The organism is Peribacillus sp. RS7, from assembly GCF_041956845.1.
Lineage (GTDB): Bacteria > Bacillota > Bacilli > Bacillales > DSM-1321 > Peribacillus.
Map to the genome: position 1 here is coordinate 2,523,624 of NZ_CP168135.1, position 19,357 is coordinate 2,542,980.

Here is a 19,357-nt window from a genome sequence, read left to right on the forward strand (position 1 = left end):
TAATATGCTTCTACTGGTAAAGAATAGGGATATCTGACTTTAGACACCGCTCTTCTATAAGAAGTGCGGTGGAGTCTTCTTTAGAAAGGATTGAACGTATGGACTTACAAGCTGCAGAGAAGAAAGTTCTAGAACTGCAAACTTTATTGAACCAATACAGCTATGAATATTATGTGATGGACCAGCCATCAGTACCTGATGCTGAATATGATCGGCTACTCCGTGAACTTATTGAGTATGAGGAAAAATTTCCGGAACTGCAAACGGCTGACTCTCCGACACAACGGGTCGGTGGGGCCATTTTGGATATGTTTGAAAAAGTGGAGCACACCACGCCGATGCTTAGTTTAGGCAATGCCTTCAATGAAAGTGACTTACGGGATTTCGACAGAAAGGTCAGACAATCTGTTGGTGACGATTTCTCCTATGTATGTGAATTGAAAATTGATGGACTAGCCGTCACACTTCAATATGAGAATGGATATTTCGTACGAGGGGCAACCCGTGGAGATGGAACGATCGGTGAAGATATTACAGCTAACCTGAAAACGATCAAGTCGATTCCATTGAAGGTGCGGGAGCCGGTTGCGATAGAAGTGCGCGGTGAGGCATTCATGCCAAAAAAATCATTTGAATCTTTAAATGAGGCTAAGGAAGAACGTGGGGAAGAACCATTTGCTAACCCACGGAATGCAGCTGCTGGTTCGTTAAGGCAGCTTGACCCGAAACTTGCTGCTAAACGGAACTTGGATATTTTCCTTTATGCGATTGCCGATGTAGGAGAAACCGGGGTCCGTTCCCACAGTGAGGGTCTGGATTTGCTGGATAGGCTTGGCTTTAAGACGAACCGGGAAAGAAAAACATGCTCGAATATAGAGGAAGTACTAGCTTATATAGTAGAATGGACGGAACAACGTCCGAACTTGGCCTATGATATTGATGGGATTGTCGTAAAGGTGGATTCCCTTGAACAGCAGGATGAATTAGGTTTTACCGCAAAAAGTCCGCGTTGGGCAATTGCTTATAAATTCCCGGCTGAAGAAGTCATTACAACCCTACGGGATATCGAGCTGAATGTTGGCCGTACGGGTGTATTGACCCCAACTGCCGTTTTGGATCCCGTTCGGGTAGCTGGTACGACTGTGCAGCGAGCTTCACTTCATAACGAAGACTTAATCCGTGAAAAAGACATAAGGATTGGAGATCAAGTGGTCGTGAAAAAAGCTGGCGATATCATTCCAGAGGTGGTCAATGTACTGGCAGAGCGCCGTACAGGGGAAGAAGTCGAGTTTCAGATGCCGACTGAGTGCCCGGAATGCAGCAGCGAACTCGTTCGGCTGGACGGGGAGGTTGCCTTACGGTGCATCAATCCGAAGTGTCCTGCACAAATACGGGAAGGCTTGATTCATTTTGTATCCCGGACAGCAATGAACATAGACAGTCTCGGTGAAAAAGTGATTAGCTTGTTGTTTAAAGAAGAACTCATACAAGATGTGGCTGATATTTATAAGCTTACATACGATCAACTGATTGCATTGGAAAGGATGGGGGATAAATCAGTCAATAAACTCCTTCAAGCAATCGAAGCTTCGAAAACCAATTCATTGGAAAAATTACTATTCGGGCTAGGCATTCGCCATGTCGGTTCGAAAGCCGCCAAAACACTTGCACGGGAGTTCGGGACAATGGAAGCCTTAAGCAAGGCGAGCCGTGAAGAACTAACGTCCATTAATGAAATAGGGGAAAAGATGGCGGATTCCATCGTAGCTTATTTTGAATTGGAAGAAGTTCATGCGTTACTGAATGAGTTGGAGGCAGCCGGTGTGAATCTTACTTTTAAAGGGCCAAGGGCTGTTCCCATTGAAGAAATCGATTCCGTTTTTGCCGGTAAAACAGTCGTTTTAACGGGTAAATTGCATCAGCTAACACGTAATGAAGCAAAAGAAAAATTAGAGGCGCTGGGAGCTAACGTTGCTGGAAGTGTCAGCAAGAAAACCGATTTGGTCGTAGCTGGCGAAGATGCCGGTTCCAAACTGGAAAAGGCGGAAAGCCTGGGCGTCATGGTATGGGATGAAGAGAGACTGATTGAGGAACTAAAAAAATAAGAGGTGTAGCTATGAGGAAACACTCTATTTTGGGGATGATTCTTATACTGCTTCTTGCTGGTTGTGCGCCTAGTTTTGAGGATAAGCAAGAGGTAGTTCAAGACTCCAAAGACAAAAAAGAGACGGCAATTATTCCGAAGTACAAAATTTCGGAAGAATATTATCAAACGATCCTACCGTTTGAACCATCAAAAGCACGCGGTTTGGTCGTATCTAATCTAAATACCCGATATGATATTGAAGAATTCGAAAATGGATTGATGCGGTTGGCCCAAACCCAATTCGACCCGGAAGAATACCTATTTCAAGAGGGGCAAACGCTTGATAGTTCCAAAATATCTTCCTGGCTGAACAGAAAATATACCAATAGTCAGTTGAAAGAAAAGAAAAAGAAAGCATCAGACAACGTCGGCTTGAATCCGGTTGATCCAGGTAAAGGGGACATCGATAAGCGGAATAAAGACAATCCAATCTATCTTGCTCATATTTTAGAACATAATTACTTAGTCAAAACAAAAGATAATTCAGTGAGCCTAGGCGGGGTTGTAATAGGTCTTGCGTTGAATTCAGTGCATTACTATCAAAAAGAGGCATACGGTGCCACCTATGAAAAGACAATCGATAGTAAAAAGGTAAAGCAAGAAGGGGAGAAAATTGCTGCAGAAGTCTTAAAGAGGCTACGTAAAATGGACAAGCTGAAAAATGTTCCGATTACGATTGCCTTATTCGAGCAAAATGAAAAATCCTCAGTAGTTCCTGGGAATTTCATTTCCTATACGAATATTGATAAAAACTCTGACAATATTGGAAAGTGGACGAACTTGGACGAAGAGTATTTCCTATTTCCTTCTGCTGCTGCTGAAAAAAAATACCGTGATGACGTCAATACTTTCACGAACTTTAAAGAAGATGTCGAAGAATTTTTCCCTAACTTTAACGGAGTCATTGGCAGGGCGTTCTATATGGATGATCAATTACAAAGTCTGAACATCGATATCCCCATTCAATTTTATGGGAACTCGGAAGCGATTGGCTTTACCCAATATGTTGCTGGGCTTGTAATGGAACGTTTCCCTAACTATATTGCCGTACAAGTATCCATTACCTCTGTAAATGGACCTGAAGCTCTCATTGTCCGAGAAGCAAATCAGGACGAACCAACCGTGCATATATATGAATGAAAAAAGATGAAGCTTAACGGCTTCATCTTTTTTTGCGACAATCTCTGAAATCCACTTTTCATAAGTTATTCTTCCGGAGATAAGGTAAATTTCAAAATAACCTTTAAGCAGGAACAGACACATATAGTAGAAAGTAAACCCTTCCTAATAAGGAAGTGAATACTTAAAAAGGGGAACATATGTCGAATATTAAAGGCTTTCTTGTCATTTCCCCGGAAATTCCGACAACTTTCCCATATTTCCCGGAAAATATCTCTTTTTCCTTGAGAAATAATTGAATTTCGACATTGTTTCTCTAGTTGCTTTACTGTGTAATAGTTTGATATGATTTAAACGATGATTTTATGGAGAATAGCGACGGAATTCAGTCGATTTGGATATTTTTTCGGAGGTGAAGAGAATGTCACGTATTTCTATGGAACAAGTTAAACACGTTGCCCATTTGGCTCGTTTGGCAATTACGGAAGATGAAGCACAACAGTTTCAGCATCAGCTTGACCAAATGATTTCATTTGCGGAGCAGTTGAATGAGCTTGATACGGATCAAGTAAACCCGACTTCTCACGTTTTAGATATGAAAAATGTTATGCGCGAAGATGTCGCAAAACCAGGATTGCCAGTAGAAGAAGTAGTGAAAAATGCACCGGATAGCAAAGAAGGATATATCCGTGTACCATCTATAATTGAATAAGGGGGGACAATGATGTCGTTGTTCGAACAAAAGGTTTCTGAGCTTCATGAACGCTTACATAAGAAAGAGATCAGTGTCACTGATCTTGTAAACGAATCGTATGAGCGCATTGGACAGGTAGAGGACAAGGTGAAGGCATTTTTGACACTTGATGAAGAAAACGCCCGCGATCAAGCAAAACGATTGGATGATCAATTGGTAAAAGGCGAGAACGAAGGCGCTTTATTTGGTATGCCAATCGGAGTGAAGGATAATATTGTCACTAAAAATTTACGAACGACTTGTGCAAGCAAGATCTTGGAGAACTTTGATCCAATTTATGATGCAACCGTCGTTCAAAAGCTGCAGCAGGCAGAAACGGTGACGATCGGGAAATTGAATATGGATGAATTTGCGATGGGTTCATCAAATGAGAACTCTGCATTTCAGGCGACACGCAACCCGTGGAATACGGATTATGTACCAGGCGGTTCTTCAGGTGGTTCGGCTGCGTCCGTCGCTTCCGGAGAAGTCCTATTCTCTTTAGGTTCCGATACGGGTGGATCGATCCGCCAACCAGCGGCATATTGTGGTGTTGTCGGCTTAAAACCTACATATGGACGGGTTTCCCGTTTCGGACTTGTAGCGTTTGCTTCTTCATTGGACCAAATCGGTCCGATTACAAGAACGGTCGAAGATAATGCCTATTTGCTTGAAGCTATCTCAGGAGTAGATCCAATGGATTCGACTTCTGCAAACGTTGATGTGCCGAATTTTGTGAATTCGTTAACAGGCGATGTTAGAGGATTGAAAATAGCTGTGCCTAAAGAATATCTTGGTGAAGGTGTTGGCGAAGAGGCACGTAATTCGGTTCTTGAAGCGTTAAAAGTATTAGAAGGACTTGGAGCTGAATGGGAAGAGGTATCCTTGCCGCATTCCAAATATGCCTTAGCTGCCTATTATCTGCTATCTTCATCGGAAGCTTCGGCTAACCTTTCGCGTTTTGACGGTGTGCGTTACGGACATCGTACGGATAATGCAGAAACTCTTATAGAAATGTATAAGCAAACTCGTGCAGAAGGATTCGGTGACGAAGTGAAACGCCGTATCATGCTTGGAACTTTCTCCTTAAGTTCAGGTTATTATGATGCTTATTATAAAAAGGCTCAAAAAGTCCGTACTTTAATCAAAAAGGACTTTGAAGATGTCTTTGAAAAATATGATGTCATCGTCGGTCCGACTACACCTACGCCTGCATTTAAAATTGGTGAAAAAGTCGCCGATCCATTAACGATGTATGCGAATGATATCTTAACGATTCCAGTCAATCTTGCTGGTGTACCAGGTATATCCGTGCCATGTGGATTCGCAGCGAATGGGCTTCCGCTTGGACTGCAAATGATTGGAAAGCATTTTGATGAAAGCACTATTTACCGCGCAGCTCACGCTTTTGAGCAAGCAACAGATTTTCATAAACAATTTCCTAAGCTGTAAGGGGTGAAATAAATGGACTTTGAAACGGTGATTGGTCTAGAAGTACACGTAGAATTAAAAACGGATTCTAAAATTTTCTCTGCGAGCCCAAATCATTTTGGTGCTGCTCCAAATAGTAACACGACTGTAATTGACCTAGGCTACCCAGGCGTATTGCCTGTCGTCAATAAAAAGGCTGTTGATTTTGCAATGAAGGCTGCAATTGCCCTAAATTGCGAAGTGGCAGAAATTACGAAATTCGACCGGAAAAACTATTTTTACCCGGATAATCCTAAAGCATACCAAATTTCACAGTTCGATCAACCGATCGGTGAGCATGGCTGGATTGAAATCGAAGTCGGTGGCAAGAAAAAGAAGATTGGCATTACCCGCATTCATATGGAAGAGGATGCTGGAAAGCTGACACATAAAGGGAACTATTCTCTTTGTGATTATAATCGCCAAGGTACGCCACTTGTTGAAATCGTATCCGAACCGGATATCACTTCCCCGGAAGAAGCATATGCTTATCTGGAAAAGTTGAAATCCATCATTCAGTATACAGGCGTTTCCGATTGTAAGATGGAAGAAGGCTCACTTCGCTGTGATGCTAACATTTCCTTGAAACCTGTCGGCCGAAAAGAATTCGGTACGAAAACCGAATTGAAAAACTTGAACTCATTCAACTTCGTTCGCAAAGGATTGGAGCATGAAGAAATCCGACAAGCGGAAATCTTGAATGAAGGCGGCGTAATCGAACAGGAAACTCGCCGGTTCGATGAAGCTACAGGCAGAACGGTACTAATGCGAATTAAAGAAGGTTCCGATGATTACCGTTACTTCCCAGAGCCGGACTTATTGACAATCCATATCGATGAAGAATGGAAAGCACGCATCGCTGCCGAGATCCCAGAACTTCCGGATGCCCGGAAAAAACGCTATGTCGAAGAATTCGGTTTACCGGAATATGATGCAGCCGTTTTAACGGTAACGAAGGAAAGTGCTGATTTCTTTGAAGCGACAGTGGCTTCAGGTGCGGATGCGAAACTAGCATCTAACTGGATCATGGGTGAGGTTTCTGCTTTCTTGAATGCAGAAGGAAAAGAGCTGCATGAAGTCAAATTGACTGCCGAATCGTTGGCTGGAATGATCAAGCTGATCGAAGATGGTACGATTTCTTCTAAAATAGCTAAAAAAGTTTTCAAAGAATTGATTGAAAACGGTGGAGACGCTGAAACGATCGTCAAGGAGAAGGGACTAGTCCAAATTTCCGATGAAGGCGCGTTGCGTACAGCAGTTGAAGAAGCATTGAATAATAATCCGCAATCAATTGAAGATTTTAAAGCCGGTAAACAAAAAGCAATCGGCTTCCTTGTCGGACAGATTATGAAAGCGACAAAAGGACAAGCCAATCCACAGCTTGTTAATAAAATTTTGGTGGAAGAAATCAATAAACGTTAATATTAACCGTATCACTTTTAAAGTGGTACGGTTTTCTCTTGATTAAGGAAAGAGCTTACTGAGAAAAATAATAAGCGGAAAATAATTTTTGATTTTTTTTGAGTTATCTGTAGGGGTAACTCCTTTTTGTGTCGTCTATTACATGAATGTTTAACAGGAAAGGAGGAAGAGAAGTGACCGATGAGTTAGTTGAGAAGGTAAGGGCTGGGAATGATCATGCATTCCGAATAATAATTGAAACTTATAAACAAACGATTTATAGAACCGTCTATTCCGTCTTGCGGAATCAAAAGGATGCAGAAGATGTTACCCAGGAAGTCTTTATCAAAATCTATACTTCTCTTCCTCAATATAAGAACCAAGGTTTCAAGACTTGGATTACCCGAATTGCGGTCAATCATGCAATCGATTTAAAGAGAAAGAGGGAACGCCAAAAGGAAGAATTGCAGGACGAACATTCATCGGAAGCTAATTTGGGCTTAACTGATGATGTCGAGGCAGTATTTTTTCGGAATGAAAGGCGAAAGCAAGTATTAAGGAAGCTGAATGACCTTCCAGAGGGATACCGGGACGTTGTATATGGCTATTACATAAAGGAAAAGACATTCAAGCAAATTGCAGAGGAGCAGCAGATTCAAGTGAAATCTGTGGAGGTTAAGCTATATCGGGCAAGAAATTGGATGAGAAAACATTGGAAAGAGGAGGATTTTTCATGAATCATGTTCCAGAAGCAGAATGGGTTGCATATTTGGCAGATGAAATAACAGAGGCTCTAAAAATTGAATATGAAAATCATCTATACTCCTGTGACAAGTGTTTATCCGCCTATATGGAAGCGATGGAAAAAGAAGAATCCAGACTGGACATTGAAGGATTTGATATTGCGGGTCCTGTCATGGACTCGATTAGCCGATTGAAAGGCGGGTCTGTTGAAGAGGCTAAGCAACTCCGAAAAGAGAAATCCCTTCGGACCATCACGAGACATTACCTGATCGCGGCCGGATTTACGATCCTATTAATGGCAGGCGGAGTATTTCAATCATTGACAGAATACGTGGATTCTGTGGAATCCAGCAGTGTAAAGGAAACTCAGTCCTTAACCGAAGGGCTTATTGATAAAACATTTAATTGGATGGACACAATCGAAAAGAAAAATAAGGAGGGGTTTAGAAATGAATAAAAGTCCGGTATTAGCTTTTTTATTATCGTTTTTGCCAGGTTTTGGACATTTTTACCTAGGAAGGAAATATAAAGGTTTATTTTATTTTCTTGCCGCAGCTGGACTGGGACTTGGAGGTCTTTTTCTTTCATTGATCAGTCAAGCGGATGAATTCCTGGCATTTTCCATTATTGGAATGGTGTTTTATTTCATCAGTATATTTGATTTGGTGGTCACCTCACTGAGGAATCCTAAAAGTGAAGAGTATTTAGAGGGGATGGCAGATCAGCCGGAAGCGGAAAGATTCTATGTAATCATCCTTTCATTCGTTCCAGGATTAGGGCATTTTCAGTTGGGCCTCATGAATCGGGGACTCATTTTTCTGATCGGCTTTTTAGGCCTTGGCATTATGGTGGTATTCATCAGTGTAATGACACATATGGAAGGTCTGTTAATATTCATGGCACTATTGCCTGTTATCTGGATTTACAGTTTTTTTGATTCCGTTCAACAGCTGAATAAAAAGCAAAGAGGTGAGGAGCTTATCGATCGGACCGTTTTGGAAGATTTCGAGGAGAGGCGGGAATCCGGGAAGAAGAGTAAATCGGTCGCGACTTTATTCGCCATTTTCCCTGGAGCGGGTCACTTATATTTGGGGCTGCAAAAACGTGGGATTCAATTGATGGCTGGCTTTTTATTCGCCATTTACATTTTGGATTTACTTCGTTTAGGTTTCTTCTTTTTCCTTATTCCGATCATCTGGTTTTATAGTTTTTTTGATGGATTGCAAAAAGCCTCGAAAATGGAAGAGGGTCCTGTTGAAGATACGCCCATCATTTCGGGAATCGTCAATCACCAAAAATGGGTAGGATTTGGGTTGGTGGGGCTTGGAATCTATTTCTTGGCTAGTAATATAATCGTCCCTGCAATTGCACCTCATTTAGATGAATGGATTGGAAGCAACTTGGAATATTGGTTTAGAGATTATTTTCAAAAAGGACTGGTATGCATCCTACTTATAGGTGGGGGAATCAAATTGCTGTCGGGCAGTAAAAAAGGGAGAGTCAAGGAGGAGACAAAATGAGAACATGGAGAGTCGGAACGATTTCAATGGGTATCTCCCTGGTTGGTTTGGGTTTGGTTTTACTGGTTTCTCAAATTACGGATATGAATTTGACGACGATTATGCTATCTTGGTGGCCGTTGCTGTTCATTATCTTGGGTGTGGAGATTCTCTGTTATATTTATTTTTCCAGAAAAGAAAGTTCTTTTGTAAAATATGATATTCTTAGCATTCTTTTCGTAGGATTGCTAGGAACGACAGGGATTGTTTTAATTCTGCTAACATCAAGCGGTTTGATGGATCAAGTTAGGGCTGCCGTGAATAGTGAAGAAAAAACGGTCAATTTGCCTGGTTTCAATGAAAAGGCCGGGAAAGACATACAGAGAGTTGTTCTGGACTCTGGCTCATACCCATTGACGATTGAAAGTGGCAAGGATGGGGAAGTATCCATTTTTGGAACATATGGTGAGCGGGTAATGGAAGATGCTGATTCTGTGTTGAAGAAGGCGGAAGATTATCTAATGGTTGAGAGAAATGGTGATACACTTTATATAAGCTTCAAGGATTTGCCGATTCAAAATGGAATTTTGGACAGTGGTATGATGAATCTTAAGGCCACTCTTATAATCCCTGCTGAGTTGGCATTGGAAATAGACGGAAAAAGTACCGATCTTGTCTTGAAGCCTAGAAAGCTATTGAATGATTGGAGTGTGAAGGATAGTGGGAATCTTAGTGTATTCCTTCAGGATAATAGCGATATCAAGATAGATGCCAGAGGGGTCGAGGAACTGGAAGGTCCTGAGAATAGCTGGAAGATGACTGAAGTGAAAGAAGAAACAAGTGATGGAGGCACTGTAAAAAAGAATGGGACATTCAATACTGGTAAAGGCAATCATACTTTAACCGTTACCGATACATTTAACGTGAATGTACAATATCCATGATTGAAATCATTTACTAGAATAAAATTGTAAAAAGCATTATAATTTCCCTGATAAGTTTTCTTGTAAAATGCATAAAAGATATGGACCGAAATACGGTCCTCTTTTTTTCGAATATTGCTTTTCATGCAACGAAGGATTAAGATGTAAATTATGGAATCAATATGTATAAGGATGATGGGAAATGAAAAGAGCAAGGTTGATTTACAACCCGACTTCGGGCCGGGAAGCCATTAAGAAGAGCCTGCCAGGTGTGCTAGCAAAACTTGAAGAAGCTGGTTATGAAGCTTCTGCACATGCGACGACCGGTGCTGGGGATGCAACGAAAGCGGCTAAGATAGCGATTGAACGCGGCTATGATATAGTTATTGCAGCAGGGGGCGACGGTACGATTTATGAGGTTGTTAATGGACTGGCCACTGCAGAGAAACGTCCGAAACTAGGAATCATTCCGACGGGAACGACCAATGATTTCGCGCGGGCGCTGCATTTACCGAAGTCAATTGAAGGGGCAGCCGAAATTATTGCCGGTGGGCATACGATGCCGGTCGATATTGGGAAAATGAACGATAAGTATTTCATCAATATTGCTGGCGGGGGCAGATTGACCGAATTGACCTATGACGTGCCGATCAAGCTGAAAACCATGCTTGGTCAGCTAGCGTACTATATTAAAGGGATTGAAATGCTTCCTTCAATTAAGCCGACGGAAGTTTCAATTGAATATGATGGGAAGCTTTTTGAAGGGGAGATCATGCTTTTCTTGGTGGCTAACACGAATTCGGTCGGCGGCTTCGAGAAACTGGCTCCTGACGCCTCTCTGAATGATGGTATGTTCACGTTGCTTATTTTGAAAAAGGCCAACCTGGCTGATATTGTCCGTGTCGCAACATTGGCAATGCGCGGTGAACATATCCATGATAAAAACGTCATTTATGAAAAAGCCAATCGAATTAAAGTACAGGCCAAAAATGACATGATGCTTAACTTGGATGGGGAATTTGGCGGGATGGCCCCAGCTGAATTCGTAAATCAGTACCGCCATTTTGATGTATTCATCCCACAAGGAATACTGCCGGACGATCCGGCAAATAAATAGGGTGAAAAGGCCACTGAATCTGGTGGCCTTTTCATTTTAATAGATCAAGGAGTATGTATAAACATGTATATCAGGAAAGCGACACCGGAAGATGCGGACAAGGCAGCCGTTTTGACCCGGTTAGCGATTAAGGAAATTGCAGAGGTTTTGACAGGTGAAACGGAAGAAGAAAGAATCCTAACCGTTCTATCCGAGTTGTTCAGAAAAAGTGGAAATCGGATCAGTTTTGAAAATACGTTCGTAAGTGAACATGATGGACAAGTATCTGGATTGATCATTGCTTACCATGGTAAGGATGCAGAAAGCTTGGATGAACCGATAGTGAAACAATTAAGGATGAAAATGAAAGACCCAAGCGTTACGCTCGATAAAGAAGCGGAAATGAAAGACTTTTATTTGGATACATTATGCGTTGACCCGGATTTTCAAGGAAAAGGAATTGGTAGTGCACTGATTCAGTATGTTGAGGGATACGCTAAACATAAGGGATATCCAAGGGTTTCTTTAGTCGTTGAAAATGAAAATGAAGGGGCGAATCGTCTCTATAGAAGATTAGGTTATAAAGAAATGAAAACCATTACGATTGGAGGCCATGAATTTGGCTATATGGTAAAGGAAATAGAAGAACCTCCTGTTTAACAGGGGGTCCTTTTTATTGATTTGAAATTTGGCAATGTATGCGATTACATTTGCTGCCCATTCATTGCGGCCCAATCAGAGTAATCACCGGTACCATTACAGCCGGGACAGTCGTGTATATCGGAAAAATGATATTCCGTAGGTACGAAGGAGCTATATCCTCGTCCGTAACAATCCGGACAGAGGCCTTTTTCCTCCATACTTGCTCGATGTTTTTCTAACCTTGTAGCGTTCCAGGCTGATATAGAGTTAAATAAACCCATTTCCTCACCTCATCTTTTTTCCTTATTTTTCTTTTTTTATTGAACTTTTATACATGGAACTATGAAAAATCCGTAATTCCTTCCACTATATTTTTATGAAAACCAATGTAAATTGGTGAGTGGTTTTGTGGCGAGGCCTCGATTGTGGTAAAATACAGGCTAGCATAAAAAAGAAAAGAGAAGATGATATGAAAAAAACAGCACCAGTTGCTAAAAATGATATTATAGAGGTTTTATTTGAAGATTTAACACATGAAGGAGCTGGAGTGGCTAAAGTTGATGGCTACCCGATCTTTGTTCAGAACGCCCTTCCTGGTGAAAAGGCAAAAATTAAAGTGATGAAGGCTAATAAAGGTTATGGCTTCGGACGCTTGATGGAAATTATAGAAAATAGTCCATACCGGGTTGAGGTCACGACTGAAGATTTCCATAAATACGGTGGTTGTCAGCTGCAGCATATGAGCTATGAAGGACAGTTGAAATTCAAGGAAAAGCAAGTACGTGAAGTAATGACACGCATCGGGAAGCTTGAGGATGTGAAGGTTCACCCGATCATCGGGATGGAGAATCCAACCCATTATCGCAATAAAGCGCAAGTGCCTGTTGGTGAAAAGGATGGCAAGCTAATAGCGGGATTCTTCAAACCGCGGACACATGAAATTGTTGAAACGAAAGAAAGCATAATCCAAAATGAAGTGATCAGTGAAGCCGTTCAAGTTGTTAAAGAGATCTTCAGTAAACTTGGTATCCCTGCTTACAATGAAGAGGCACATAAAGGTGTATTGCGGCACATCATGGCCCGTTATGGCAAGCAAACAGGTGAATTGATGATTGTTCTCGTTACAAGAACGAATAGTATCCCTTTCATCGAAACCATCGTTAAGGAAATCGTTGAACGTCTTCCGCAAGTGAAATCCATTGTTCAAAATGTGAATTCCAAGAAAACGAATGTTATCTTAGGCGATAAAATGACTTTACTGTGGGGCGACGAAGTGATCCATGATATGATCGGTGATGTGAAATTTGCGATTTCAGCAAAATCCTTCTACCAAATCAATCCAGACCAAACGAAAGTCCTTTATGATAAAGCCCTTGACTATGCAGGGCTAACGGGTGAAGAGACGGTGATAGATGCCTATTGCGGCATTGGAACCATATCTTTATTCTTAGCTAAAAAAGCGAAAAAAGTAATCGGTGTCGAAGTAGTGGAAGAAGCGATAGAAGACGCACGCCGCAACGCTGAATTGAATGAAATCTCCAATGCCGAATTCATTGTTGGCGATGCAGGTAACGTTATTGCAGAATGGTATCAAAAGGGTAATACTGCGGATGTCATCGTAGTGGATCCGCCTCGCAAAGGTTGTGAAGAATCCCTTCTGAATACGATCATCGAGATGAAACCTAACAAAGTCGTATACGTATCATGCAACCCCGGCACTCTAGCGCGTGATCTTCATATCTTGGAAGAAGGCGGATATAAAGCAGTTGATATCCAACCTGTCGATATGTTCCCAATGACGACGCATGTTGAAAATGTAGTGTTATTAGAGTTGAAATAAGGAAATGGGGCCCGGTCTAAATGACCGGGCCCTCAGACTGTAGGCAAACTCGATGAAAATCGAGTTTGCCTACAGTTTTTTTAGGGCTTGTACAATTTGGACATTGATTTCCGCTCCAGGCACTCGCTTTCCGCCTGTGTCTCCCTAGACGGGCTTTTCCCGCAGGAGTCTCGTACCTTTCTCTCCAATCAACTTTGTTATAACGATTAGATAGAATCCGTTCCTGAGGAGTTGAAGGTGTTGCTTTGGGTCAGTTTGTTCGGGAATAATGAAAGATATGTACCCTTGTCTACAAACTGTAGGTCTCGGTCTGAATGACCGGGGCCTTTTTCACGTAGTTAAATTGAAGTAAAGTGAGGGGGTTTTTTTTTTGCATGTATATTCTTGACGCTCTGACTTGGACATATATTAAGGAATATATGATTGGGAGGTAAGGTGATTTTATTAATTTTCAAAAAGCAGTGGCTGTAATTGTTGGTAGCTTTTTGGTGGCTATTGGAATCAATGGTTTTTTAGTGCCTCATCATTTAATAGATGGCGGCGTTATTGGAATTGCACTCATTCTTCATTATTTCTTTGGTTTTCAAACAGGGCTATCCATGTTGATCCTAAGTATTCCTATATTTTTATATGCCTGGTACTATGAAAGGTCCTTTTTCTATAGCAGCATTCACGGTTTACTTTTGACATCCCTTTTTATGGATTGGCTAAATCCATTGAAAAAAGTCTTTTCCCTTTCGATACTAACTAGCTCTTTGATTGGCGGAGCCATCATTGGGATGGGCATAGGGCTCATGCTTCGATATGAGACAAGCAGCGGTGGAACGGATATGTTAGCCAAAATCATCTCCAAATCTTCCTACATAGATATTGCTTTGGCCATTATCATCATAGATACACTCATCATTTCAGCTGCAGCATTCACTTTAGGTATCGAAATTTTTCTTTTTTCATGTGTGACGATCGTCATCATTGGACTGATCACTTCGCTTATGAAAGTGAGGAAATGAATATATAATCAGTTCCGTAAGATATGGGCTACGTCATCTATTGCCTTTTGCAGCTTTTCGCTATTTTTGCTATACATCTCTTTAGCTTCCTTTGATTCAGTTCCAAGTGCAAACAACTCTAAGTCCGCTTGGCATTTTTTCAAGGTCGCGAGCATGAGAGGTTTTTCTTGAGGAGAAGGAACCTTAAGTTTATCATCAAAAAGATCCACAGTTAATTCTCCGTTAGAATTGGCTTGACCAAGAAAAACATTCTCGAGGATTACCCCTAACTTATCCAGTTCAGTATGAAGCCAATTTCGGTTCAGTCCAATCGTGGAAAGTGGTTCATCGAGTATGCTGCCGTCCATAATTATGGTTTGTGGCTCCTTTACTGCAGCCACTGACAGGTTAAGGTCCTTAGCTGTTACAGGTTGATTTTGCTTCTTTAACATTACGGAAAAATCCCCGTTGGCTTCCAATAAGGCAAACTCAACTTCAGAAATATCGAAGACATCCTTTTTTCGGAGCAACCCTAACAATTCATCAATGGTATATTTCTCTTTTTTTAAATTATCTTCCATGACTTTCCCATCTTTGATGAAAACCGATGCTTTTCCTTCCACAAGATCACGGAAAGTTTTACTTTTTAGGGATATTAATCCTGCAATGAAGGGTGCTATGGCAAAAACGAGAATGGACAGTACGCCATGTATAATATTGCCCTCCACTTTCGTAGCTAATTCTGCCCCAACATTACCGATGGTTATGCCCGTTACATATTCAAAAAAGGAGAGCTGGGACAATTGTTTTTTTCCTAGCACTTTTGTGATCACAAAGAGAACAATTAAAAAGAATAATGAACGCAAAACAATTTCTATCCAACCCGGCATTACCAAACACCTCCTGCTTGATCAGTATATTTAAAAACCTTTATATTGTGGTTCTTCCCGTTCTAATTCTCCCACACGCTTCTGTACATCCTTCATAACTTCATTCACCACCAGCATCGTTTCATGCAAGATGCGTTTAGATTCATCATCTTGAGTCCGGAGTGCTAAGCTGGATAAACCTGCTTCAACTCCTTTAAGGCTAGAGACACATTGTTTTACATTTGAAGCTATCGTCATACAAGGGATCCTCCTTATCCTTTGGATCTAAATATAATGGCTTGTAATACTCCGAGGCTGTTTTTCCTGGCACTGGTTACTTCAATCGTGCCAGTGACAACAACCGATCAATCCATGCTTTTCCGCATCCGTTAACGCTCCCGAAAACAATGTCCGCAGCCGCGAATGTTCATCCGAATGAGCAGGCACTTCAACCCTTATATGACCCGATTACACGAGTGAATCATGGTTGTCATTCATTCATATTCAATCGAAACGGCATGGGCAATGCATGGGATCGTCTCACTTTGTTGAAAGGATAGGGGAGATAATAAGGCACCGGTAGCCACGACGAGCAACCGTTTTATTTCTCCCTTTTTCATGCGATTTAATAAATGACCATAAACAACGGTTGCGGAACATCCAGGGCCACTTGCCCCGGACAGGACAGGTTGACCATCTCTGTATATCATTAAACCGCAATCTTTATATTGCTCCTCTTTAATCGGAGTACCATGTTTCTTAAATAATTCCAGAGAAACTTCATGTCCAATCTTTCCTAAATCCCCGGTCACTATTAAATCATAATAGGATGGGTCTAGGTTCCGTTCTCTTAAATGGGCTTCAATCGTATCCACAGCGGCCGGGGCCATGGCGCCTCCCATATTGAAAGGATCAGTCAATCCCATATCGATGACACGGCCTATCGTAGCTGAAGTGACCCTTGGGCCTTCCCCAGCGCTGCTTAATAAAGCCACGCCGGCCCCCGTAACGGTCCATTGGGCTGTTGGAGGTTTTTGCCCTCCGTATTCTGTTGGGTAGCGAAATTGCTTTTCTACTGCGGCGTTATGACTGGATGCTCCTGTCAATAAGTAATCTGCCCCTTTGGTATTGACAAGGTATGCACCAAGAGCCAGTCCCTCCATGGAGGTGGAGCAAGCACCAAATAAGCCGAGATAAGGTGTTCCCAGTGTACGACAGGCAAAACTCGTAGGGGTTATTTGATTGATAAGGTCGCCTCCAAGGAAAAATTGAATCTGTTCCTTCTGAAGACCCGCCTTTTCGATTGCTTTTGTACTCGCTTCTTCCAATAAGACTTTATGTGCCTTTTCATAAGTATCTTGATTTATCCATAAATCGGAATGGAGAAGATCGAAATCATCCGCAAGCAAACCGTCTGCTTCAAATGGACCGCCAACGGTTCCTGTGGAGACGATGACAGGCTTTTGATCAAACACCCAAGTGCGATGCCCCGTAAGCATTATAAACCACCCCATTGTATGAGTATTGTCAGTACCAGTGCTGTGATTAAACCAAGGAATAACATTTAAAAACGATGGTATAGAAAAAGAAATGAAAATTTATTCCCCTTATGGATTGAAAGATATAAAAAAAGGCTGGTTGTTTTAACCAACCTTTTTTATATGAATGATTATTGTTTATATTGAGGTTCCTCGTTTTGAATCTCTTCAATGCGAGGGGTGATGCTGTCCACAATCGTTTGTGTTTGTTGGGCAGCTTGTTGGTATAGTTGTTTGGCTTGCTCATTATCTGTGGAAAGGGCGAAGGTTTCAAAGCTCGCTTGAGCGCTTTTCAGCCCTGCTATAGTTGTTTTGACATCGTTTATTACTGTCATATATGAACCTCCTAGTTTGTAACTGCCCTATTAGAGTAAGGAAAAAATGAGTATCTATACCTTCCAAATTTCTCTAGGAAATGAAGCGCATTAAATTCTTTTTCAAATCAAGAGTTTAACTAGCTCATTCAATTAATCAAACGTTTGATTAATTGAAAGGGAACAGGCAAAAGCGTTGTAAAAATCGAATCTATGTAGTACAAATCGTTTTTATTGATTAATTATTGACTGAATTCAGAATTATTAATATAATTATAGAAAACATAACGCGATTACGTGAGGTGATATGACATTTATATTAGGGACGATTTGTATAGTAGAGTTGTTTTTGAAATTTCATCTGAAGAAGTGATAAAAGGACTGCTATTTCATAAAAGCAAACAGGAATCGGAAATTGAAGCGATCAAAAGTAAAATACATAAATATGAGCAAAAACGAAGAGCTGAGGAAGCTTGGTATCAATCCCTATCACCATTTAAACGTTTTTTTACAGGGCGTGCTCCAAGTCATCACCAGGCCGTTGAGCATTTGGTGAATGTTAAAGATAGATATAAAAAAATTGAGATGATAAAACAGAAGGTCGCCTTTTTAAATGAAGTGATCCGTTTACTTGAAGAAGAACCGGAAAAACGGGAATTGAATTTACCATCAGACATCATTAACGAAATAATGGCCTGGCAGAAAGTGGAGGGAACACCAAGATGACACTTGAAACGTTAAACGCTGGCTTGGATACGATATGGGTGGTACTTACAGCAGCCATGATTCTCTTAATGGAGGGCGGGTTTGCCTTATTGGAGGCAGGGTTCGTCCGTACGAAGAATAATGTGAATATCATCATGAAGGTTTTTGCCGATATCACGATCGGAACGCTTTGCTATTTCGTCGTTGGTTTTGGCTTAATGTATGGAATGGATGTTTTTGGAATCATCGGAGCCAGCGGCTTTCTGCTAAAAGGTGATTTGTCGCACATTGACCTTACGATTTCCATGGATGCATTTTGGTTATTTCAAGGGGCATTCGTCATCGCCGTTATTTCCATCGTTTCGGGAGCAGTTGCGGAAAGGATTAATTTTCGGGCGTATCTTATTTTTGTGGTAATGATGACGGCATTCATCTATCCGATTGCTGGTCACTGGGTATGGGGTGGTGGCTGGTTAAGCCGGTTGGGCATGCAGGACTTCGCAGGGTCGGCGGTCATTCATGCGCTAGGCGGTTTTTCTGCATTTGCAGCTGCCATTGTAATCGGGCCGAGAGCAGGTAAATTCACTGCACGGGGGGTCAGTTCCATTTCGCTGCCAAGTAATCTCCCGTTGGCATCCGTTGGGGCATTCCTTTTATGGTTTGGCTGGTTTGGGTTTAATGCAGGAAGCACCTTGCAGGCTACAGATGGACGAATTGGCCATATTGCCATTGTCACGATGCTCTCAGCTGCATCAGGGGGAGCGGTGACCTTGCTTTATACACTATTTAGGTATGGACGCTCGGATGCACCTTCCGTCATCAATGGCTCACTTGCAGGTCTTGTCGGGATTACAGCAGGCTGTGCATTCGTTAGTGATTTGGCGGCGATACTGATTGGAGCAGTTTCTGGAATGCTTATGTTAGCTGCGACAAATTGGTTGGAAGCCCGAAAAATCGATGATCCGGTTGGCGCCTTTCCTGTTCATGCGGCATCAGGCATGTGGGGTACGATAGCGGTAGGGCTTTTCTCCACTGAAAACGGATTGTTTGCAGGTGGGGGATGGCATTTGCTCGGTGTTCAAACATTAGGATTAGTGGTGTTATGCATCTGGGGCTTTTCATTAACATGGCTTGTTTTTAAAGTTATAAATGTTTGGCTCCCTATAAGGTCCACTGAAGAAGAAGAAGAACTCGGGTTGGATATCAGTTATCATGGCATCATGGCCACACATACCTCGCCGGAGTTCATCAAGGTAGAGGACTACTATAAGCAGGATGAAGAATTGAAAAGGTAATGTCTATAATACTCATGGTAGAATCAAGTGAGAG

General features: G+C 41.7%; 19 protein-coding genes. 15 read left to right on the plus strand and 4 right to left on the minus strand.

What is annotated here, in order from left to right; translation table 11 throughout:
- Positions 1-98: 98 nt before the first annotated feature.
- The 13 genes from ligA (at position 99) to ACDZ29_RS12870 (ending at position 14,623) form a co-directional block, all read left to right on the plus strand.
- Positions 99-2,105, plus strand: coding sequence for an NAD-dependent DNA ligase LigA (gene ligA / locus ACDZ29_RS12810; RefSeq protein ID WP_375090958.1), 2,007 nt, complete (start codon positions 99-101; stop codon positions 2,103-2,105).
- Positions 2,106-2,116: 11 nt separating this feature from the next.
- A complete protein-coding gene (locus ACDZ29_RS12815) occupies positions 2,117-3,286 on the plus strand; it encodes a CamS family sex pheromone protein (RefSeq protein WP_375090959.1) in 1,170 nt (389 codons plus the stop codon).
- A 400-nt stretch (positions 3,287-3,686) separates the two neighbouring features.
- The gene (gene gatC / locus ACDZ29_RS12820; protein WP_289318226.1) at positions 3,687-3,977 is read left to right on the plus strand and encodes an Asp-tRNA(Asn)/Glu-tRNA(Gln) amidotransferase subunit GatC; all 291 of its coding nucleotides are present in this window, start codon (positions 3,687-3,689) and stop codon (positions 3,975-3,977) included.
- A 12-nt stretch (positions 3,978-3,989) separates the two neighbouring features.
- Positions 3,990-5,450: an Asp-tRNA(Asn)/Glu-tRNA(Gln) amidotransferase subunit GatA gene (gene gatA / locus ACDZ29_RS12825; protein WP_375090960.1), complete on the plus strand. Its 1,461-nt coding sequence runs from the start codon at positions 3,990-3,992 to the stop codon at positions 5,448-5,450.
- Positions 5,451-5,462: 12 nt separating this feature from the next.
- Positions 5,463-6,890, plus strand: a complete 1,428-nt coding sequence (gene gatB / locus ACDZ29_RS12830; RefSeq protein WP_375090961.1) for an Asp-tRNA(Asn)/Glu-tRNA(Gln) amidotransferase subunit GatB — start codon at positions 5,463-5,465, stop codon at positions 6,888-6,890.
- A 173-nt stretch (positions 6,891-7,063) separates the two neighbouring features.
- Entirely contained in the window at positions 7,064-7,606 is a 543-nt protein-coding gene (locus ACDZ29_RS12835; protein WP_289318223.1) for an RNA polymerase sigma factor, read from the plus strand.
- Positions 7,603-8,070: a hypothetical protein gene (locus ACDZ29_RS12840; RefSeq protein WP_375090962.1), complete on the plus strand. Its 468-nt coding sequence runs from the start codon at positions 7,603-7,605 to the stop codon at positions 8,068-8,070. Before ACDZ29_RS12835 ends, ACDZ29_RS12840 begins: the two co-directional genes overlap by 4 nt.
- Positions 8,063-9,133, plus strand: a complete 1,071-nt coding sequence (locus ACDZ29_RS12845; protein WP_370013703.1) for a hypothetical protein — start codon at positions 8,063-8,065, stop codon at positions 9,131-9,133. Before ACDZ29_RS12840 ends, ACDZ29_RS12845 begins: the two co-directional genes overlap by 8 nt.
- Positions 9,130-10,056, plus strand: a complete 927-nt coding sequence (locus ACDZ29_RS12850; RefSeq protein WP_375090963.1) for a hypothetical protein — start codon at positions 9,130-9,132, stop codon at positions 10,054-10,056. Before ACDZ29_RS12845 ends, ACDZ29_RS12850 begins: the two co-directional genes overlap by 4 nt.
- 181 nt (positions 10,057-10,237) lie before the next feature.
- Complete coding sequence (locus ACDZ29_RS12855; RefSeq protein ID WP_289323494.1) at positions 10,238-11,152, plus strand: diacylglycerol kinase; 915 nt, start codon at positions 10,238-10,240, stop codon at positions 11,150-11,152.
- Between the two features lie 63 nt (positions 11,153-11,215).
- Entirely contained in the window at positions 11,216-11,791 is a 576-nt protein-coding gene (locus ACDZ29_RS12860) for a GNAT family N-acetyltransferase (RefSeq protein WP_375090964.1), read from the plus strand.
- A gap of 451 nt (positions 11,792-12,242) precedes the next feature.
- Positions 12,243-13,613, plus strand: coding sequence for a 23S rRNA (uracil(1939)-C(5))-methyltransferase RlmD (gene rlmD, locus ACDZ29_RS12865; RefSeq protein WP_289318216.1), 1,371 nt, complete (start codon positions 12,243-12,245; stop codon positions 13,611-13,613).
- 461 nt (positions 13,614-14,074) lie between these two features.
- Positions 14,075-14,623 (plus strand): YitT family protein, encoded by a 549-nt coding sequence (locus ACDZ29_RS12870; protein WP_375090965.1) that lies wholly within the window; start codon positions 14,075-14,077, stop codon positions 14,621-14,623.
- A gap of 8 nt (positions 14,624-14,631) precedes the next feature.
- Here the strand turns inward: ACDZ29_RS12870 and ACDZ29_RS12875 are convergent, their stop codons facing one another.
- The 4 genes from ACDZ29_RS12875 to ACDZ29_RS12890 all read right to left on the minus strand — a co-directional run bounded on the left by ACDZ29_RS12875 (position 14,632) and on the right by ACDZ29_RS12890 (position 17,344).
- Entirely contained in the window at positions 14,632-15,492 is an 861-nt protein-coding gene (locus ACDZ29_RS12875; protein ID WP_375090966.1) for a DUF421 domain-containing protein, read from the minus strand.
- A gap of 30 nt (positions 15,493-15,522) precedes the next feature.
- A complete protein-coding gene (locus ACDZ29_RS12880; protein WP_076372773.1) occupies positions 15,523-15,729 on the minus strand; it encodes a DUF1657 domain-containing protein in 207 nt (68 codons plus the stop codon).
- Positions 15,730-15,965: 236 nt separating this feature from the next.
- Positions 15,966-16,970 carry a stage V sporulation protein AD gene (spoVAD, locus tag ACDZ29_RS12885; RefSeq protein WP_289323499.1) on the minus strand — a complete coding sequence of 335 codons (1,005 nt, stop codon included), beginning with the start codon at positions 16,968-16,970 and terminating at the stop codon, positions 15,966-15,968.
- Positions 16,971-17,140: 170 nt separating this feature from the next.
- Entirely contained in the window at positions 17,141-17,344 is a 204-nt protein-coding gene (locus ACDZ29_RS12890; RefSeq protein WP_057278507.1) for a DUF1657 domain-containing protein, read from the minus strand.
- A 309-nt stretch (positions 17,345-17,653) separates the two neighbouring features.
- On the opposite strand from ACDZ29_RS12890, the gene ACDZ29_RS12895 reads away from it, so the two are divergent.
- Together ACDZ29_RS12895 and ACDZ29_RS12900 are read left to right on the plus strand one after the other, a co-directional pair.
- Positions 17,654-18,049: a hypothetical protein gene (locus ACDZ29_RS12895; protein WP_289323500.1), complete on the plus strand. Its 396-nt coding sequence runs from the start codon at positions 17,654-17,656 to the stop codon at positions 18,047-18,049.
- Positions 18,046-19,323 (plus strand): ammonium transporter, encoded by a 1,278-nt coding sequence (locus ACDZ29_RS12900; RefSeq protein ID WP_375090967.1) that lies wholly within the window; start codon positions 18,046-18,048, stop codon positions 19,321-19,323. The genes ACDZ29_RS12895 and ACDZ29_RS12900 overlap by 4 nt, the downstream gene beginning before the upstream one ends.
- The last annotated feature ends 34 nt before the right edge of the window (positions 19,324-19,357 follow it).